Source organism: Rhodococcus sp. APC 3903, from assembly GCF_030407755.1.
Lineage (GTDB): Bacteria > Actinomycetota > Actinomycetes > Mycobacteriales > Mycobacteriaceae > Rhodococcus_F > Rhodococcus_F erythropolis.
In genome coordinates this window covers 93695-111843 of record NZ_JASDCV010000018.1, presented here as the reverse complement: position 1 = coordinate 111843, position 18149 = coordinate 93695, and the positions used below count along the sequence as shown (strand labels likewise).

The window sequence follows — 18149 nt, the reverse complement described above, 5'->3', positions numbered from 1 at the left end:
CTGTGACGCAGACTACAGTCCATCTGACAGGATGCACTGTCAGATTGAGCGAGAGTAGAGGTCGCAGTGTCCAAGATCCTGGCTCGTCCCCCCGTGAACTCGCAGTTGCACCCGATTTCGGGCCGTTCCGGGCTGCCTCTCGTCGGGCACGCTCTTGCATACATCCGCGATCCACTCGCATTGATGCAAGAGAACTGGGATCGATACGGCGAGGTCTCTTGGTTCTCGATGGTCGGTCGGCAGTGGATCGCTGTTCTCGGACCCGACGCGTGCCAGGAAGTGCTGCAGAACAAAGATCGGGCTTTTGTGAACAGCGACGGCTGGTCGGTGCTTATCGGCCCCTTTTTTCACGGTGGGCTGATGCTTCTCGATTCGGAAGAACATCTACGGCATCGTCGAATCATGCAGCAGGCGTTCACTCGGACTCGGATCGAGAAGTCTGTCGACGTTCTCAATCCGGCAATCGACTCGGCGCTCGACACATGGACCCCCACTGACGGATTTCGTGCATACACAGCACTGAAGACACTCACCCTCGATCTTGCCACCGACATCTTCATGGGCGGTGCGGAAGGAAGTACCGAAAGCGAAATATCTTCGGTGAAAAAGGCTTTCGTGGATTGTGTGCAGGCGGCTACTTCTCTGGTCCGCTACCGCGTGCCGGGGACCAGATGGAAGCGAGGACTCGACGGCCGCCGGGTCCTGGAAGACTTCTTTCGTCGCTACCTGCCGGCGCGTCGAGCTCGCGCAACCGATGATCTGTTCTCCGTGCTCTGTCACATCGAATCCGAAGCGGGACAACGCTTCAGTGACGACGAAGTGATCGACCATATGATCTTCCTCCTGATGGCCGCACACGACACTTCGACGATCACCCTTTCCACGATGATGCAATATCTAGGTCAACATCCGAAGTGGCAGGACAGGTGCCGTGCCGAGTCGCTCGCTCTGGGGACCTCGACGCCCAGCTATGCAGATCTCGACGGCCTGAGCAGCCTTGACCTGGTGATGAAGGAATGCCTCCGACTCGTCTCTCCCGTACCGGTCATGGCGCGGCGAGCGGTCCGCGACACTCAAGTACGGGGTCACTTCGTGCCTGCGGGAACGTATGTTTCTGTCGCCCCTCACTTCACGCACCACATGGCGCAGTACTGGCCTGATCCCGAGCGTTTCGATCCCGAACGTTTCGCCGAGAATCGACGCGAAGACAAGGTTCATCGGTACGCGTGGGAACCGTTCGGAGGTGGAGTGCACAAATGCCTGGGAATGCACTTCGCCGGCGCCGAGATCAAGGCAATCATGCACCACCTCCTCATGCGCTTCGACTGGAACGTCGACGCAGATTACGTCGCTCCGCTCGACTTCACGTCCTTGCCGTTCCCTTCGGACGGGCAACCTGTCGATCTGCGCCGGCGTCACACTTCGGTGCGCTGAGACCCTACGGCCGAATTACTTCGACGCACGCAATTGGAACTTGAGAACCTTGCCGGTCGGGGTGCGAGGAAGGTCGAGTGGAAAGACGATGTCGCGGGGAACCTTGTACCCGGCCAGCAATGCACGGGTGTGCTCGACGATGTCTTCGGCGGAAGCCTGTAATCCCTTGCCCAGCACCACGAATGCCTTCGGGCGCTCGCCCCACTTCTCGTCGGGAACGCCGACGACTGCCACGTCGATCACGGCAGGATGACTCATGATCGCCTGCTCCACCTCGACGGTGGAGATGTTCTCGCCGCCCGAGATGATGATGTCCTTCGCGCGGTCCTTGAGCTGGACGTAACCGTCGGGATGCATGACGCCGAGGTCGCCGGAATGGAACCAACCACCGGCAAATGCTTCGGCGGTCGCGGCCTCGTCACGGTAGTAACCGAGCATCACGTTGTTGCCGCGGAGCACGATCTCACCCATGGTCTGGCCGTCGGCGGGAACGTCGTTCATCTCGGCATCGACAACGCGAGCATTTTCGGCCTGCACCATGCCGACTCCCTGACGGGAGAGAAGTGCGGCGCGCTCGGACTGCGGCTTGTCGTCCCAGGCTTCCTGGTACTCGCAGATCGTGTAAGGGCCGTATACCTCGGTGAGGCCGTAGACGTGGACGACGGTGACACCGATGTCTTCGAGTTTTCCGATGATCGTCGGTGACGGGGGAGCGCCGGCGGTGGTGATGTGCAGGGCGTCGACCTTGTGGGCCTGGTCCGCGTCGGCGATGGTGGAGCAGACGGTAGGAGCGCCGCACAGATGCGTCACGCCCAGATTGTCGATGGCGTCCCAGATCGCGTCGGCGCGGACCGCGCGCAGGCAGATGTGTGTGCCTGCGGCCTGAGTGACGGCCCACGGCGTGCACCACCCGTTGCAGTGGAACATCGGCAGTGTCCACAGATACTTCGTCGCTCCGTCGAAGCCGTTGTGGAATGTCTCGCCGAGCGAGTTCAGGTATGCCCCGCGGTGGGAGTACATGACGCCCTTGGGTTTTCCGGTGGTGCCAGAGGTGTAGTTGATGGCGATGCACTGCTGCTCGTCGTCGACGCCCCAGTACAGTGGCTGATCGGCGAGAGCTTCACCTTCGGCAATCAGATCGGCGTACTGCCCGGTGACGATTCCGGTGGGGACCTCCGGGTAGGGCACGGTGGAGTCCGGGATCTCGATGATCTCGCGCAGGCTCGTCACGTTCGCCTTGGACGAGGTGACCGAGCCGACGAATTCGGAGTCGACGAACAGGATCGTGGTTCCCGAGTGATCGAGGATGTACTCGAGTTCGGGACCGGCGAGGCGTGAGTTCAGGGCGATCAGGACTCCGCCGGCGAGTGGGACGGCAAAATGCGCGAACAGCATCTCGGGAACGTTCGGCGCCAGGTACGCAACGCGGTCACCGGGCTGAATGCGTTGACGCAGGACGCGGGCCAGCGCTGCGACCTCGTCACCGAACTCTCGGTACGTGTAGCTCCGGTCGCCGTGAATGACGGCGGTACGATCGGGGAACACCGCAGTGCTGCGCTCGAGAAAGCGCAGCGGACTGAGCGGGGTGTTGTTGGCTGCGAGAGCTGTCGAGACAGACACGGTTCCTCCGAAGGCGACGTGACACGGTTGGTGTCACGGTAGTTGTGATCGGCACTACAAATGGCCTGGATGCACGCTATTGCCCAGTCAAAGGTGCCGCTACCCTCTGAATTGGGTATGTGGAGGTGAGAGTGAGCAGGGTACTGAGACCGAGCGACGACGACGCGTTGCGCGCCGAACTGCGTCGACTGCACCCCCGAACCGAGTTGCCGGTTCTGTTCGGCGGTTGTGTCGACGACCGGTCGCTGACCATCACCGGCTACGTCGGGACTCGTAGCAACATCCTGCGAAATTTGAAGATCGACGCCGAATGCGGACTCGGTGGTCGTGCGATCGCAGAACAACGACCGGGCGCGGTGCAGGACTACGCGAACTCGTCGCACATCACCCACGACTACGACTACGAAGTGGGCACCGAAGCCATCGAATCCTTGATGGCAGTCCCGATCGTCGTACGCGGGGTTACTCGCGGAGCGATCTACGGAGGACTGCGCGCCAACCTGCCGATCGGCGACGTGATCGCCGAGACGATGATGCGATCGTCGTACGCGTTGGCCCGCGAATTCGAGATTCGCGACGAAGTGGATCGTCGGGTGGCGATGCTCGATACCGCTGCGGTGGAACATGGTTCGAATCGCGATGCCCTGATATCCGAAGGGTTGACCGAGAGCGTCCTGGCGCTCGGCGAGATCGCGGCGAACCTCGAGGACATGGCTCTCAGCGCGCAGGTCCTCGCCGTCGAGGCAAAGTTGCGGGCGTTGGCGTCGCCGAACCCTTCCGCGAACACTCCAGTCGCGAACACCGTTGTCCTGTCGCCCCGCGAGCGGGAGGTGATGGGCTACGTAGCTCTGGGACTGCGCAATGCCGAGATCGCCGAGAGGTTGTCCCTGAGCGTCGAAACGATCAAGACGTACATGCGGAATCTGATGGGAAAACTCGACGTCCGCAGTCGGCACGAAGCAGTTGTGGAAGCGCGGCGGCAGGGCTTGATTCTGTAAGGCTGAATCGGTGGGCCGGTCCCGCCAAGCGGAATTTCAAAGCTACGCCTTCGCCATGGTTGGTATGACGGACCTCACTATCGGCAGAGTTCGACACGAGTGATGAGGGCATCGATGCAGGATTTGTTCGACAACAACGACATGACCGGCCTGGCCGAAGCGATCAAGAGCGGCGACGTCTCCGCCAAGGAAGTTCTCGAGTTCAGCCTGGACAGACTCGACGAGCGCAACCCGGCAGTCAACGCGGTGATCAGTGAGCGTCGCGAGGAGGCACGCAACGAGGTATCAGGCGGCTTGCCGGAAGGTCCACTGCACGGCGTCCCGTTCGTGATCAAAGACCTGGGCATGGACGTCGCAGGATTGCCGAGCACCAACGGATCTCGATTGTTCGCCGATGCTGTGGCAGAGAAAGATTCGACGCTCGTGGAGCGGTACCGTGAGGCTGGTCTGGTTGTCATCGGCAAGACGAACACCCCGGAGTTCGGTAAGAATGCGAGTACCGAACCTGCGCTGTTCGGGCCTACCCACAACCCTTATGCCCTTGATCGTTCACCCGGCGGATCTTCGGGTGGCACAGCTGTAGCTGTTGCCGTCGGGATCGTGCCCGGCGGCCATGCCAGTGACGGCGGTGGATCGATCCGTATTCCCGCATCGGCCTGTGGCTTGGTAGGCCTCAAGCCCAGCCGTGGACGTACTCCGACGGCACCGGCGCGCACGCTGTTCTCGTCGCCGATGAGTGTTCATCACGCACTCACCCGAAGTGTCCGCGACACTGCACTGCTTCTCGATCTCTCCGCCGGACCGACTGTCGGCGATCCTTACGTGATCCTGGCGCCGAAGCGGCCGTACGTCGAGGAAGTTGGTGCGGATCCCGGACGGTTGCGGATCGGTCTGAGTAACACTCTTCCTGATGGCACCCCGGTGGACCCGCAGTGCTCGGCCGTCACAACCAGTGTTGCCGGCCTGCTCGAAGACCTCGGTCACGATGTGACCGAGAGTGCCCCGAACTTTCCGCTCGATGCGCTCACTGCCGGGCTTTCCGTGTTGATGGGCATTCCGATGACGATCGAGGTCGACGAACGACTCGAGGCCCTGAACCGCGCAATCCGCGACGACGACCTCGAGCCGATGGCTCGGATGATCTACGACCGCGCGAAGTCCGAAAGTGCGACGAACGTAGTCAAGGCATTGCAGGAACTCGAGCGGGCCGCCCAGGTGATCGGTGCGTTCTTTGTCGATCACGACCTGTTGCTGACGCCGACGATGGCTCGACCGGCAGCTCCGCTCGGTCTGCTCGATACGGCAAATCCCATGTCGATCTGGGAGCATTCGGCCGGGTACAGCGGTTTGACCAGTCCGTTCAACAGTTCAGGTCAGCCCGCGATTTCCTTGCCGATGGGTCATGACACGGCCGGCGTTCCTATCGGCGTGCAGTTGGTGGGTGCGTTCGGGCGTGAAGATTTGCTGATCCGGGTTGCGTCGCAGCTCGAGGTGGCGCGCCCGTGGAGCATTGCCCCAGTGTGGCCGCCCGTCCCGGCGTAGCCCCGGCACCGTCGAAGAGTCGAGAACACCGTACTTTTCACCCGTCGAGGGTGAATGTGGGCCGTCCCGAAACGCATACAGTTCGGAAGGACAGCCCTATCCGGTATCGGTGAAGGAGTCTCTCGATGAGCCAGTTCCAACCAGACAGTCCGGCGACTCCCGCCGTCAATGCAAAACGACTGTGGGCGGGCGGGGCCGCAACTGCGCTCGTCGCGGCCCTGGCCGCGGTCGTCGGACTACTGATCGTGCGGGGAATCCTCGACACTCCGGTCATCACACCGGAGCGGATGCCGGGGAATTCCCAAGCCGGCTCGCTTGCTCTCAGCGCCGCGATCGCAGCGCTGGTCGCTACCGCACTTCTGCATGCGTTGATGGTGTCGACGCCACGTGCGTCGAACTTCTTCGCGTGGATCGGAATCCTCGCAACGATCGCCACCGCGCTGTGGCCGTTCACGATCGCAGCGACTACCGCATCGCGAGTCGCCAGCGCCGCAATCTACTTCGTCGTCGGCATCGCGATCGTCTCGTTGCTCACTGGGGTCGCAGGGTCAGCGCAGACCACTCGCCGTATCGGCGTGTGACGGAGTATCGACCGTGAACGGGGTGGTTCCGCAAGCACAACGGCGCACATTGGCGGAGCTCGACGAAAAGCTCAATTTTTCGGTGGGGGACCGAGATTCGAAGCGATCCGCCTTCTGGGTGATGCTGACGCTGTCTGCCGTGATCGCCGTGGCCGGTGTCGTGGGCGATTCCACGGCAACCGTCATCGGGGCGATGATCGTCGCTCCCTTGTCGACGCCGATTCTCGGGGTCGGGCTGGGTATCACAACTGGCCAAGGCGCTTTGGTCGGGCGGAGCCTGGTCTATGTGGTCGGTGGTATCTGCCTCGTCGTCGTATTGGGTGTCGCGTTCGCTCAGGTATTGCCGAATCCCTCCAACGTGCTGACCAATTCCCAAGTGCTTGGGCGTACTTCGCCGACGTTGATGGACTTGACGGCGGCACTTGCGACCGGTTTGGTCGGGGCCATCGCGATCGCGCGCAAAGATGTCGGCGACGTACTTCCCGGTGTCGCCATTGCAATTTCGCTTGTCCCACCGTTGGCGGTGGTAGGTGTCTGTCTCGGCTCGGGGTCACCGAGTTTGGCTGTGGGCGCGTTTGTACTGTTCACATCGAACGTGGTTGCCATGATCATCACTGCGACAGGCGTGTTCGTCGCAGCTGGGTACGCGCGCGACGCCGGGATCTTGAAGACGTCGCGGCGGCGGGCATACCTCGTGCTTGCCGCTCTGTTGATCGTCGTCGCGATTCCGATGGTCGGCAACTCCCTGTCGTCGTTGTGGGCGAGGCAGATCGGGAGCGCGGCGCAACAGTGGCTCGCAGACACTCCGGGAGCCGAGGTCACCGATGTCACCTGGCAGGGCAGCACCGCCACCATAGACGTGCTCGGCCCGGAAACCCTTCCCCCACTGGATGAACTGGAGGCGTCGATCGACGCGCTGATTCCGTGGAACCCGGACGTGCAGATCGTCCATACCGTCGGGACGAGGATCGCGGCGGGGTGAGGTCAGGCGATAACGCGAATCGGCCACTGACCGTTGACGTCTCCCACATCCCGGCCCTGGCTGAGTAGGTACTCGGCGAAATCACGCTGGCGCTCGGCGTGCCAATCGGCTTGATCGACCATGAGGTCGAGCCCCAGGAGGTCGGGGAACCGCACGGCCAACTCGCGGGCCAACGCCGCCGCCGCTTTGGCATCGGCCTCGGCTTCGTGCGCCGACTCCAATGAAATTCCGTAGTGCTCGCACACAGCCGCAAGCGTTCGCTTGCCCTTGCGGAACGTATCCATCGCCCGATCGATCACGTACGGATCAATCACCAACCCGGGAACGAATGCGGGCTTGCCGATGCGCAGACCCTCGGCATGCATGACCGTCAGATCATAGGAGGCATTGAACGCCACGACGGCGTGATCGCGCGCCCAGGAATTGTGCAGAGCATCGCGAATCTCTTCGTAGCCCTCGGCGTAGTTCTGGCCGTGCCGCGCCGCGTACTCGGTGCTGATTCCGTGAATAGCCGAAGCGTCGGCGGGGATATCGACGCCGGGATCGAGTAACCACGTGCGTGTTTCGACATCCGAACCGTCGATGACCGCGACGCAGGCACTGACGATGCGAGCATTCGACGGATCCCGCCCCGTGGTTTCGAGGTCGAACGCGCAGATCGGGCGATCGGACCAGCTACTCATCGGGGGCCTTTCGGTGCAGAACGTCATGTCCGAATCACTATGCACCTCCCTACCGACAGAAACGACGAACAGCCACCTCCGCCGGGTGAAGGTGGAGGTGGCTGCTGCGTGACTGTGTGGACCTACAGAGTCTCGGTTCCGACCGTGAAGCGATCCATGACGTCTTCACGTGGAGTCACACCGAAGCCCGGTCCCTGCGGCACGGCGATGTGGCCGTCCTCGATGACAAACGGTTCGGTGATGTCTTCCTTGTAGAAGCGATCGGACGCCGAGATGTCGCCGGGCAGCGTGAACCCGTCCAGCGCCGCGAGGGCCGCGTTGGCGGCGCGGCCGATTCCGGTCTCGAGCATTCCGCCGCACCACACCGCGATACCGTGTGCCGAGGCGAGATCGTGGATGCGCTTGGCTTCCAGATATCCACCGACACGGCTCGGCTTGATGTTGATGACCGAAGCGGCACCGAGCGTGATGGCATCCGCCGCATCCTTGGCCGACTCGACCGACTCGTCGAGGCAGATCGGAGTCGAGAGGGACTGGGCGAGCTTGGCGTGCTGCACCAAATCGTCCTCGGCCAGCGGCTGTTCGATGAGGAGCAGTGCGAATTCGTCCAGGCGACGGAGCAACTGCGCGTCGACGAGGGTGTACGCGGCATTTGCGTCGACCTGCAGAGGAACGTCGTAGCCGAACTCCTTGCGCACCGCAGCCACGGGAGCGATGTCCCAGCCCGGCTTGATCTTCAGCTTGATTCGCACGTACCCCTGCGACAGATAGTTGCCGACGGTCTCGAGCAGCTGAGGGATGCTGTCCTGGATGCCGACGGACACTCCCGAGGGAACTCGCGTGCGAGTGGCACCGAGGTACCGAGCGAAAGACTGTCCACGAGCGCGCAATTCAGCATCGAGAATTGCCATTTCGATAGCCGACTTGGACATCTGGTGACCCACGATGTGGTGAAGTACGCTGCCGACCGTCTCGGCGGTGAGCGGTTGATCCGACTGCGACTTACGTAGCGTCGGAACGAGATACTCGCGAAGCATCGCCCGTGCACCAGCTGTGTATTCGGAGTTGTAGTACGGATCGCTGAGCGAGCCGCACTCGCCCCAGCCGACAGTCTCCACCGGACCGTTGGGGCCGTCGGTGGTACCGCTCACCTTCAGGACGAGGGTGTTGCGCTCGAGCTGGGTGCTGAATGACGTGGTGAAGGGGGAGACGAGAGGGATGCGCAGTTCGCGCAATTCGACGGACTCAATGTGCATGGACTTGCTCTTCTCCGGTTGTCTCGCAGATTTTCGTGAACGTGTAATAGCCGCTGGGGTCGAAGCCGGTCGATTGCCATTCCTTCGAGGCGATCAGTGGTTCGAGGTACTCGCGAAGCGCGTGTCGCCAGGCAAAGGCAGAGGCGCGGTCGACTGTTCTCAGATGCTCTATGTCTCGGGGTATTCCGACTGCGATATCGATGCAGTCGGGCGGGATCGGGAGCATTCGAGGCGTACCGTCCTCGGTGGGTTGAAGCACCTTGAATGTATCATTCACGGCCACAGCAGAACTCGGAGATCCATCGACGTCGAGATCCCAACTGACGAGCATACGATCGCTGGCGTCGCCTGCGTTGATGCCGTCTGCCATCGAACCGTAGAAATCCGGGTTGTATTCGGTCGGTGCGGCACCGAGACGCTGAATGTTGAAATATGCATTTCGTGCGACCAGTGGATCGAAGGTCCACCGGATCGTCCTGACACCGCGCTCGATGCACCAGTCTCGCTGATGATGCTTGAGGGCGCGGCCGATTCCCTTGCCTGCGTGTCCCGGTAGTACTCCGGCGATGTGTGAGTGCAGAACCTCGCCGAGAGGCTCGACGAAGAATCCGACACAACCACCGATCATTTCGCCTTCGGAAAAGGCTCCCACCACGTAGTGACCACCGTGATGAAGCGCAACCAACATCGCCGTGCCGAAATGAGCCGGTCCGGGACTGGTAGCCCAGATCTCATCGAAAACGGCAGATAGATCGGCTATTTCGCGATTGTCGACCAGCTCTCGAAACTCAACCGCTTTGCTTTTCGACACGAGGGCCCCCTTCAGACGTGATCGAACGAATAAGGCCCGCAACCAACGCCGTCCTCGGGGCGATAGCGGACACGAGCGCATGCTCGGTCTCGGCGTGTGCACCGCCGCCGACGCCACCGAGGCCGTCGAGGGTGGGGATACCGATACCGGCAGTGAAGTTTCCGTCCGAGGCTCCGCCTACGGCGAGCCCGACGGGAGGATTCAGATCATGCTCGAGCGCAACACGTTCCGCCAACGCCAGCAACGGTGCGGACATCGTCGCTTCGAGAGGTGGACGGTTGACGCCACCCGAGACCGTGACTACGGCTTCGGGGTGGATTGCCTGCAGGGCTCGGATATTCGCATCGACCCGTTCCTGCTCGGCAGCGCTGGTTGCGCGCACGTCCACATCGACAAAGGCTTCTGCCGGAACGGTGTTGGTGGTGGTTCCGGCCGAAATGACAGTCGGGGTGACGGTGGTTGCCTGCGCAGGCGAGGACAAGTCGTTGACCGCGATCACGAGACGAGCCAGTTCTACTGCAGCATTGATGCCCTTTTCCGGCTCCAGCCCGGCGTGCGCGGCGCGACCGGCAACATGGATCCGATACAGCGACACTCCCTTGCGGACAGTCTTCAGTTCGCCGCCGTCACCGCCGGCCTCGAGAACCAGTACCGCGCCCGCCGCGAGTTTCTCGATCAGTGACCGCGACGTGGGCGAACCGATTTCTTCGTCACCGGTGACCAGGAGTGTGATTCCGTCGAGTGCATCGTCGCCGTGCAACTCTCGGACGATGGCGAGGGCGTGGATTGCCTGAACGACACCAAGTTTCATGTCGAGGCCACCCGGACCTCGAAGTGCGCCGTCGGTGACCGCTGCGGGTAGGCGCGTCAGGGTTCCGATCGGCCACACGGTGTCGTGGTGACCGAGCAGCATCAGCCGCGTCGGTGAGCTGCCGAAACGGGTCACCAGATGGGTTCGGCCTTCCGTCACTATCGACTCCGGTGTCACTCCGAGTCGTTCGTGGACAAGGTCTGACGTCCACTTCGCGCTGCGGGCAACAGCTTCGAGATCGTGCGACGGCGACTCGACTTCGATGAGCGCGATGGCGTCCTCGAGGATCTGAGGAAGTTGGCGCTCGGCCAGATCGCGGAGAATGGTCATCGGTTGTTCACTCGCGGATACGCGCGGCTTCCGACGTGTAGCAATTGTGTACTCCCGGTGTCGGAGAAAGTGATCCGGATCCAACCCGCTGATTGAGGTAGTTGGGTCGCGAATACTCCAGGCTGAACTTCGATCAGGCTGAGAGAGACGGACTCTGCGCTTTCGGCGTTGACCGAAGGGTCGATGTGGTCAGTGCGGCGGGCGGTCAAGGAACTCCCGGTTCTTTCCAGGACGAAATCGGCAGCAGCATCGCGGTACAGACCGCACAGCGCATCGAGTTCCTCAGGTGAGGACGTGGTGCGGGTGGCGGGGTCTCCAGGCGAAAATGCCGGTGTCACGGCGACGCCGCCGATGGAACCGATCACCTCGGCGAGAAGGTCGCCCGAGAGAGCGTCCATCGCACCGCCGTTGGCCATCAGGACTACCGCAATGCCGCAGGACGGGACCACCCGCAAGAAGGACTGCTGTCCGAGGGTTCCACCGTTGTGACCATGCGCCAGCACCCCGTCCCAATTGTGCAGCAGCCACGTGGTTCCCATGATGTCTGCAGATGACACCTCTCCGATCTGGCGGCGCTCCTCGAGCATCGCCAGATGGGTGGACCGCTGAAGCAGAATCGGATCCTCGCGCATCGAATCCTGCGCGAACAGAAGAAGGTCCTCGGCGGTGCTGTTGATGAGACCGGCGGGGCCCATCGAGCGAGGGATGAGGAATTGTGGTGTCTGCGCGAGATTGTCGGCACCGCCGACATGCCCGACCGCAGCGCGGTGCAGTGCCGTCTCCTCGGGCAAGGTCGTGGTCTTGGTCAGGCCGAGAGGCTCGATGATCCGCTCACGCAGAACCGCGTCCCAACTCTTGCCTCGGAGAACCTCGATGATTCGTCCGGCGATGACGAAGCCGGTGTTGCAGTACGACCAATCGGTACCGGGTGCGAAGAGCTGCACCGTCGATGTCAGGGCTGCGACGTATCGCTCGACGCAGTCGTCGCCGCGTCCGCCGTCGATGAAGACGTCACCGTCGATGCCACTGGTGTGAGTCAACAGGTGGCGAGTGGTGACTGTTTCGGTGGCTACCGCGTCGGCAACTGCGAAGTCCGGCAGAACATTCCGGACAGGCGAGTCGAGGTCCAGTAATCCTTCTTCGACGAGTTGCATGATCAGCGTGGCCGTCCAGACCTTGCTGATCGAACCCATCTGGAACAACGTGTCGGGAGTGGCCGCGACACCGGTGCGGGTACTGACGACACCGGACGTCACCACGGTGCGGTCGAAACCGCTGCGGGTAGTGGTCAGAATTCCGAGCGAAGCACCGGGTACCCCGTACTTCGCGCTCAGGGTGTCGAGTCGGTACTGCCAGTAGTCGGGATCGACCGTGGTCAGTGCCGGCGTAGGCGAGAGATGACGTTCGATCCAGTCGACGAGACGGGTGCTGTAATCCAGACGGTGGGAGGGCCGACCAGTCAACACAAAGGCATGCGACGCGTCCGGGAAGACCACCAGTTCGGTCGGGGTGCCGGTCAAACGCAGTCCACCGAACCACTGTTCTGCCTGGTTGACCGGGCAGCGGACGTCGCTACCGCCGTGAAGTATCAGTGTCGGTGTCGTCACCTGGGAGACTCGCCCCAGCGGCGAAAGTTCCTGTACCCGAGATGACTGCGGGTCGAATTCGACCGTCTGCAGCAAGATGCCCTCGTCCGAGGGGCCCGCCGTGTTCGCGATGTCGCAGACAAGGCCGCCAGCGACTGCGACGGCAAACCGATCGGTGACGGACGTCAGGGCGCACGTCATGAATCCGCCGTAGCTGTAGCCCGTGAGCACCAGTTGCTTCGGATCGGCCATCCCTTCGGCGACAAGGGTTTCGACCGGCTCGAGCAGGTCTGCGCGATCCGCCTCACCCCAACCGTCACGCACACCGTCGAGGAACTCGTTGCCGTAGCCGTCGCTTCCCCGCGGATTGATCATCAAGACCGTGTATCCGAGCGCGACCAGTTCCGCGTGGTACGCGTGCATCGGGGTGGGTGTACCGGTCCAGGCATTGTGTGGTCCGCCGTGGACGTCCAGAACCAGCGGACCGGCGCCCGTGACGTTCGGGTCGCGCAAGATCCAACCCTGAACACGGGTGCCGTCGCTGATGTCGAACCAACGCTCGGAGGCGACTGGAAACGCGACGGAAGTTGTCAGTTCCGTGTTCAATTCGGTGACGGTTTCGACTGCACGAGTCTCGAGGTCGATGACGGCGACCTCACCGAAGGACGTCGCCGTTGCAAGCGCGACGACGGCCTTCTCGGACGTCAGGGCAAGACCGAAGACCACTGTCTGTTCTCCGGTGAGAAGTGGTGAGACGGAGCCTGATCCGAAATCGACCTTGTGCAGTTCGGTGGAGCCGTGGTTGCGGATGCAGAAGACGATGTCGCCGTCGGCGGTGAAACACGGTGCGCCACCGGGATAACCGGTCCCGCCAGGCATGACGTTTCGGTCGAGTGCGGATGTCAGACTGCGGTCTTCCACTCGCTGGTCGCGGTGCAGGACAAGAAGTTCGTTGTTGTGAATGATCGGCGTGTGCCAACCGACTGCTACGACGGCGTCGCCGGCAGGTGTCCACGTAAGTGGTCCGGCGATGCCGCGTGCGTGCCCCAGCATCCGCGGAGCCGAGGCGAGATCAGTCAGCGATACGGTCCACGCGGAGCTCGCCCGTGTCAGATCGGCATTGCCGTCCATCGCCGCGGTGAAAGCAAGTTCGGTGCCGTCGGGACTGTACGCGGGATGCGAAGCGTCCCAATCGCCGTCCGTCAGTTGCCGAAGCGAGCTGGCGGCCAGATCGAACTCGAACAAGTGCGCCCGAACGCTGCCCCGTACACCGGATCCGTCGACCTTGTAGTTGAGGCGTTTCGCCACCAAGAGGTGTGACGATCCGGCGGCAGTGCGGTCGACCGGGGCACTGAAGGCGATTCGAGCACCGTCGGGAGAGAACACTGGTGCCCCAGCGCCGAGCGGGAGCTGCGCCGTGGTGGTCATCTGAACGGCGGGCCCGCCGGTGGCGTCGACCTTCCACAGTTGCGGTGTGCCCGAGGAATCCGGCCGAACGAAGACCAACAGCGTGGAAACGGGATGCCATGCCGGCGAGGTGTCGGCAGGTCCCGCGGTGAGCTGTAGTTGCGGGGAAGCCAACCAGATCGAGTGCTCGTTGGTATCCGCGGCCGGATTCGCTTCGGTACGTACGTATGCAATGCGTCCCGACGCCGATACGGCAATGCTGGTCGGTGTGACCACGGACGCGTAATCCTGGATTCTCGCCGAACGACGTTCTTCGGCACGGGCTACGGCAGCGGGGGAGTCGAGAGTGGTCGGCGTTGTCATTGGAACATCGGCTCCCCGAAGGTCGGGATCGCGGACAACAGCTTTGCCGTGTACGGCTCCTTGGGCGAATCGATCACGTCGAGAACCGGCCCGTGTTCGACGATCTCGCCGCCGAGCATGACTGCGACGTGGTCACAGACATAGCGGATCACCGCCAGGTTGTGACTGACGAACAGAACCGTCAGACCTAGCTGCTTCTGCAGATCCACCAACAGATTCAGAACCGCGCCCTGCACGGACACGTCCAGTGCGGAGGTGATTTCGTCGGCAAGCAGAACTGCCGGTGCGGCTGCCAAAGCCCGCGCGAGGGCAACGCGTTGGCGCTGACCACCAGACAACGACGACGGGTATTCGTGCGCCTTCTCCACCGGCAGTTGGACGGTGGTGAGGAGTCGAGCCACCTCGGCGGCGCGGTCGCCGCGGCTGCGGCGAGCTTTGTCACGACGCTCGGTGGACCGCAGCGCCTCGGCGAGTGACTGGCCGATGGTCATTCGCGGGTCGAGGCACGAGTACGGATCTTGGAAGACCATTTGGATCCGGTGGCGCAGACGAGCGGTCGCGCCGCGGGCGTGAGCGACGTCCACACCGTCGAGAAGGATCTGGCCGGAACTGGGCTCGGCCAAGCCGACAGTTGCTCGCGCCAGTGTCGACTTTCCGGAACCCGATTCACCGACGAGACCGACCACCGATCCGGAGGGGATGTCGAGATTGATGTTCTTGACGGCGTGGAATTTTTTCGAACCGCTACCGAGGTGGACGTTGACGTCACGGAATTCGAGCCTGCTCATCGGATCTCCTCTGCAACAGCCAACAGTTCTTCCAACTCGATGTCGGCGGTGCTCTCCTCGGCGTCGAGGCTCTCCACCTGCCAGGCTTCGTCGACGGTGGCAAGCGGCTTGTCGCGATCGGTGCTCATGGTGGGGACCGCGGCGATCAGCGCGCGGGTGTACGGATGCTTTGCACGACCGGCGATCAGATCGTCGACTGCGATGTCTTCGACGATTTCGCCGGCAAACATGACCAGGACACGGGTGCACATGCCGGTGATGACGGCCATATCGTGCGAGATGAGAAGGATTGCGGCGCCGGTTTCTTCGCGAACCTCGTGGAGCAACCCGAGAACCTCACGCTGAACGGTCACATCGAGCGCAGTGGTGGGTTCGTCCGCGATGATCAGAGCGGGCTTGCCCATCAGACCCATGGCGATCATCGCGCGCTGACGCATACCGCCGGAGAACTCGTGGGGGTACTGCTTCGCACGCCTGGGCGCGTCGGGGATCTTGACGGCGTTCAGTCGCTCGACTGCCGCCTTCTTCGCGTCGACCTTGCTCATACCTTCGTGGAGCCAACCGATCTCGGCGACCTGGTATCCGACCTTGAGAGACGGATTCATGGACGACATCGGATCCTGGAACACCATCGCCATACGTGTGCCGAGTTGGCGGGCAACCTTGCGCGAAGCCGCGTTGTCCGGCCGCTTCCCGTCCTTCATCAGCACGGTGCCGTCGAACTCGATGAGCCCGGCGTCGACCACGGTGGGGTGGTCGGTCAGCTGCGCGATTGCCATGCAACTCAGTGACTTTCCGGAGCCGGATTCACCGACGATGCCCACGGTTTCGCCGCGATGAACTGTAAAACTGATGTTGTCGACGGGGCGACGCCAGTCGTCACCCGCGGGGACTGCGACGGACATGTTGCGGACGGTGAGAACTGCGTCCTCGTCGCTGGGCGCCGAATCGGCCTGAGCAGTTTTCCGGTTGATCGGCTTCCACTTCGGCAGGCGACTGCTGATCGGGCTGCGAACTCCCGCGCCGCGAGCAATGGCCTCGCCGAGCAGCGTGAAGGTCAAGCCGGCGAGCACGACGGCGATGCCGGGGGCAAGTGCGGTGGCCGGGTTGACGAAGATCTTCGACAGACCTTCGTTGAGCATCCGGCCCCAGTCGAATGCAGGTGGCTGAATGCCCAAGCCGAGGAACGAGAGTCCGGCGAAGACCACCAGGCCGCTGCCGACAGCGATGCTGGCATTGACGATGAGTGGTTCACGGATATTGGGGAGAATGTGGCGGAACAGCAGCCCCGGCTTGGTGACCCCGAGGATGCGTGCTGCGTCGATGAAGTCGCGTCCGTTGACCGACGAAGCCAGTGCGTACGTCAACCTCGCGAACGGCGAGGCCAGGGCGAGGCCGATGGCGATCACCGCGCTGCCCGCACCCTGTCCGAGAACGACCAACAGGAAGATGGCCAGAAGGAGACCGGGGAATGCGATGGCGAAGTTGAGGAATGCCACGACCATGCGTCCGACCCAGCGGGGTGCGAGCGTCGGGAGCGTACCGAGTATCAGGCCAATTGTGACACCGAGTGCGACGGCTCCGAGAGCCATGAGCACCGACAGTCTCGCGGCGGTCATCGTGCGGGCGAAGACGTCACGCCCGCCGGCGTCGGTGCCGAAGATGTGCTCGGAACTCGGTCCCTGAGAGAGTGCCTTCGGGTTGGCTGCGACAGCGGCGTCACCCCAGATCATCGGTCCGAAGATGACGAGGGCGATCAGAGCGGTCAGGAAGGTGAGGGCCAGGATTCCCAATGGGGTGCGGAACGTTCCGACGATCCAGTGTCGTCGCGGGGGCGTCTTGGGGGCCGCAGTGGGGGCCGTAGGTGAGGTGCTCAACTCAGTTCTCCCGAATTGTGGATCGTGGGTCGATGAGAGCGAGCACCACGTCGACGATGAAATTGATGAGAAGGACGATGGCGCCGTAGATCACGACCAGTGTCTGGGCGAGCGGGTAGTCCTTCTCGGTGATGGACTTGACCAGCGCCATGCCCATGCCGGGCCAGGCGAAGATGCTCTCGATGAGCACGGTGCCGGCAATCAGACCGCCCAGGAGGAGTCCGGCGAGCGTCAGCGTCGACGTCATGAGGTTGGGCATTGCATGACGGAAGTAGATTCGTGCCACGGGCATTCGCTTGGCGCGCGCCGTACGGATGTAGTCCATGTCCAACACGCCGAGTGCCTCTGCACGGACGATGCGCGACATCGAGGCGATGGCACCGATCGACATGGCCGCGACCGGGAGGATGTAGCTTTCCGGTCCACCTCGGCCGGCGACGGGCAGAACAGGGAACGTGACGGCAAAGAGGTAGACCAGCGCCGTACCGAACATGAACTCGGGGATCACGGCGATGGTGCCCGACGTTGCGGTGTAACCGATCTCGACTCCGCGTCGTCGACCGTTGCGGGTCAGTGCAGCGAAGATGAGGCCGATCGGAATGCCCAGTAGCAGCACCGTGACCACTGTGAGTACAGCCAGTTCGAGTGTTGCCGGTAGGCGGGACGCGATCACCTCGAAGACCGGAGTCCTCAAGGTGATCGAGTCACCGGGATTCCCGCTCAGCAACCCGCCGACGAATCGGAAGTACTGCTGCCACAAGGGAAGGTCGTAACCGAGCTGAGACCTCGTTGTCTCGACCAGTTCGACCGGTGCGTTCATTCCCAGAGCCAACCGAACCGGGTCGCCCGGAATCAGTTGGAGCATCAGGAACGCCGCAGTCACCAGCGCCCAGAGTGAAATCACGAAGGTGCCGAAACGACGCAGAAGATATGCGGGCCAGCTGTCGGACTCGAGCCACTTTGCTCGAGCCTGAGGCGCCGCTTCTGGTTTCGCGGCTTCAATAGTTTGACTCATGGGCTGTCTTTCCGGAGGGCGGGAACAGATGCAGGGCGGGAAGAGATGCTGAGCGGGAAAACGAC

At 62.5% G+C, this 18149-nt stretch carries 14 protein-coding genes; 5 read left to right on the top strand and 9 right to left on the bottom strand.

Features of this window, described 5'->3' with window-relative positions:
• The first annotated feature begins 66 nt into the window (after window positions 1-66).
• On the top strand, window positions 67-1434 hold the full coding sequence (locus tag QMA15_RS23930; protein ID WP_113682533.1) for a cytochrome P450: 1368 nt from the start codon (window positions 67-69) through the stop codon (window positions 1432-1434).
• Window positions 1435-1449: 15 nt separating this feature from the next.
• On the opposite strand, the gene QMA15_RS23925 is transcribed toward QMA15_RS23930, so the two are convergent.
• Window positions 1450-3054, bottom strand: coding sequence for an acyl--CoA ligase family protein (locus QMA15_RS23925; protein WP_290286913.1), 1605 nt, complete (start codon window positions 3052-3054; stop codon window positions 1450-1452).
• Window positions 3055-3185: 131 nt separating this feature from the next.
• On the opposite strand from QMA15_RS23925, the gene QMA15_RS23920 reads away from it, so the two are divergent.
• The 4 genes from QMA15_RS23920 to QMA15_RS23905 all read left to right on the top strand — a co-directional run bounded on the left by QMA15_RS23920 (window position 3186) and on the right by QMA15_RS23905 (window position 7157).
• Window positions 3186-4052: a response regulator transcription factor gene (locus tag QMA15_RS23920; RefSeq protein ID WP_290286911.1), complete on the top strand. Its 867-nt coding sequence runs from the start codon at window positions 3186-3188 to the stop codon at window positions 4050-4052.
• Window positions 4053-4166: 114 nt separating this feature from the next.
• On the top strand, window positions 4167-5594 hold the full coding sequence (locus QMA15_RS23915) for an amidase (RefSeq protein WP_290286909.1): 1428 nt from the start codon (window positions 4167-4169) through the stop codon (window positions 5592-5594).
• A 125-nt stretch (window positions 5595-5719) separates the two neighbouring features.
• Window positions 5720-6175, top strand: a complete 456-nt coding sequence (locus QMA15_RS23910; protein WP_019745239.1) for a DUF6069 family protein — start codon at window positions 5720-5722, stop codon at window positions 6173-6175.
• 13 nt (window positions 6176-6188) lie between these two features.
• The gene (locus QMA15_RS23905; protein ID WP_019745238.1) at window positions 6189-7157 is read left to right on the top strand and encodes a TIGR00341 family protein; all 969 of its coding nucleotides are present in this window, start codon (window positions 6189-6191) and stop codon (window positions 7155-7157) included.
• Window positions 7158-7159: 2 nt separating this feature from the next.
• Here the strand turns inward: QMA15_RS23905 and QMA15_RS23900 are convergent, their stop codons facing one another.
• The 8 genes from QMA15_RS23900 to QMA15_RS23865 all read right to left on the bottom strand — a co-directional run bounded on the left by QMA15_RS23900 (window position 7160) and on the right by QMA15_RS23865 (window position 18084).
• Window positions 7160-7840 (bottom strand): 3'-5' exonuclease, encoded by a 681-nt coding sequence (locus QMA15_RS23900; protein WP_290286905.1) that lies wholly within the window; start codon window positions 7838-7840, stop codon window positions 7160-7162.
• Between the two features lie 122 nt (window positions 7841-7962).
• On the bottom strand, window positions 7963-9096 hold the full coding sequence (menC, locus tag QMA15_RS23895) for an o-succinylbenzoate synthase (protein WP_019745236.1): 1134 nt from the start codon (window positions 9094-9096) through the stop codon (window positions 7963-7965).
• Window positions 9086-9907, bottom strand: coding sequence for a GNAT family N-acetyltransferase (locus QMA15_RS23890; RefSeq protein WP_029256203.1), 822 nt, complete (start codon window positions 9905-9907; stop codon window positions 9086-9088). The genes menC and QMA15_RS23890 overlap by 11 nt, the downstream gene beginning before the upstream one ends.
• The gene (locus QMA15_RS23885) at window positions 9885-11048 is read right to left on the bottom strand and encodes a M20/M25/M40 family metallo-hydrolase (protein WP_290286901.1); all 1164 of its coding nucleotides are present in this window, start codon (window positions 11046-11048) and stop codon (window positions 9885-9887) included. Before QMA15_RS23885 ends, QMA15_RS23890 begins: the two co-directional genes overlap by 23 nt.
• Window positions 11045-14404: a serine hydrolase gene (locus QMA15_RS23880; protein WP_290286899.1), complete on the bottom strand. Its 3360-nt coding sequence runs from the start codon at window positions 14402-14404 to the stop codon at window positions 11045-11047. Before QMA15_RS23880 ends, QMA15_RS23885 begins: the two co-directional genes overlap by 4 nt.
• A complete protein-coding gene (locus tag QMA15_RS23875; protein ID WP_003940215.1) occupies window positions 14401-15192 on the bottom strand; it encodes an ATP-binding cassette domain-containing protein in 792 nt (263 codons plus the stop codon). Before QMA15_RS23875 ends, QMA15_RS23880 begins: the two co-directional genes overlap by 4 nt.
• On the bottom strand, window positions 15189-17069 hold the full coding sequence (locus tag QMA15_RS23870; RefSeq protein WP_020909058.1) for a dipeptide/oligopeptide/nickel ABC transporter permease/ATP-binding protein: 1881 nt from the start codon (window positions 17067-17069) through the stop codon (window positions 15189-15191). The genes QMA15_RS23875 and QMA15_RS23870 overlap by 4 nt, the downstream gene beginning before the upstream one ends.
• 1 nt (window position 17070) lies before the next feature.
• Entirely contained in the window at window positions 17071-18084 is a 1014-nt protein-coding gene (locus QMA15_RS23865) for an ABC transporter permease (protein ID WP_019745232.1), read from the bottom strand.
• Window positions 18085-18149 lie beyond the last annotated feature (65 nt).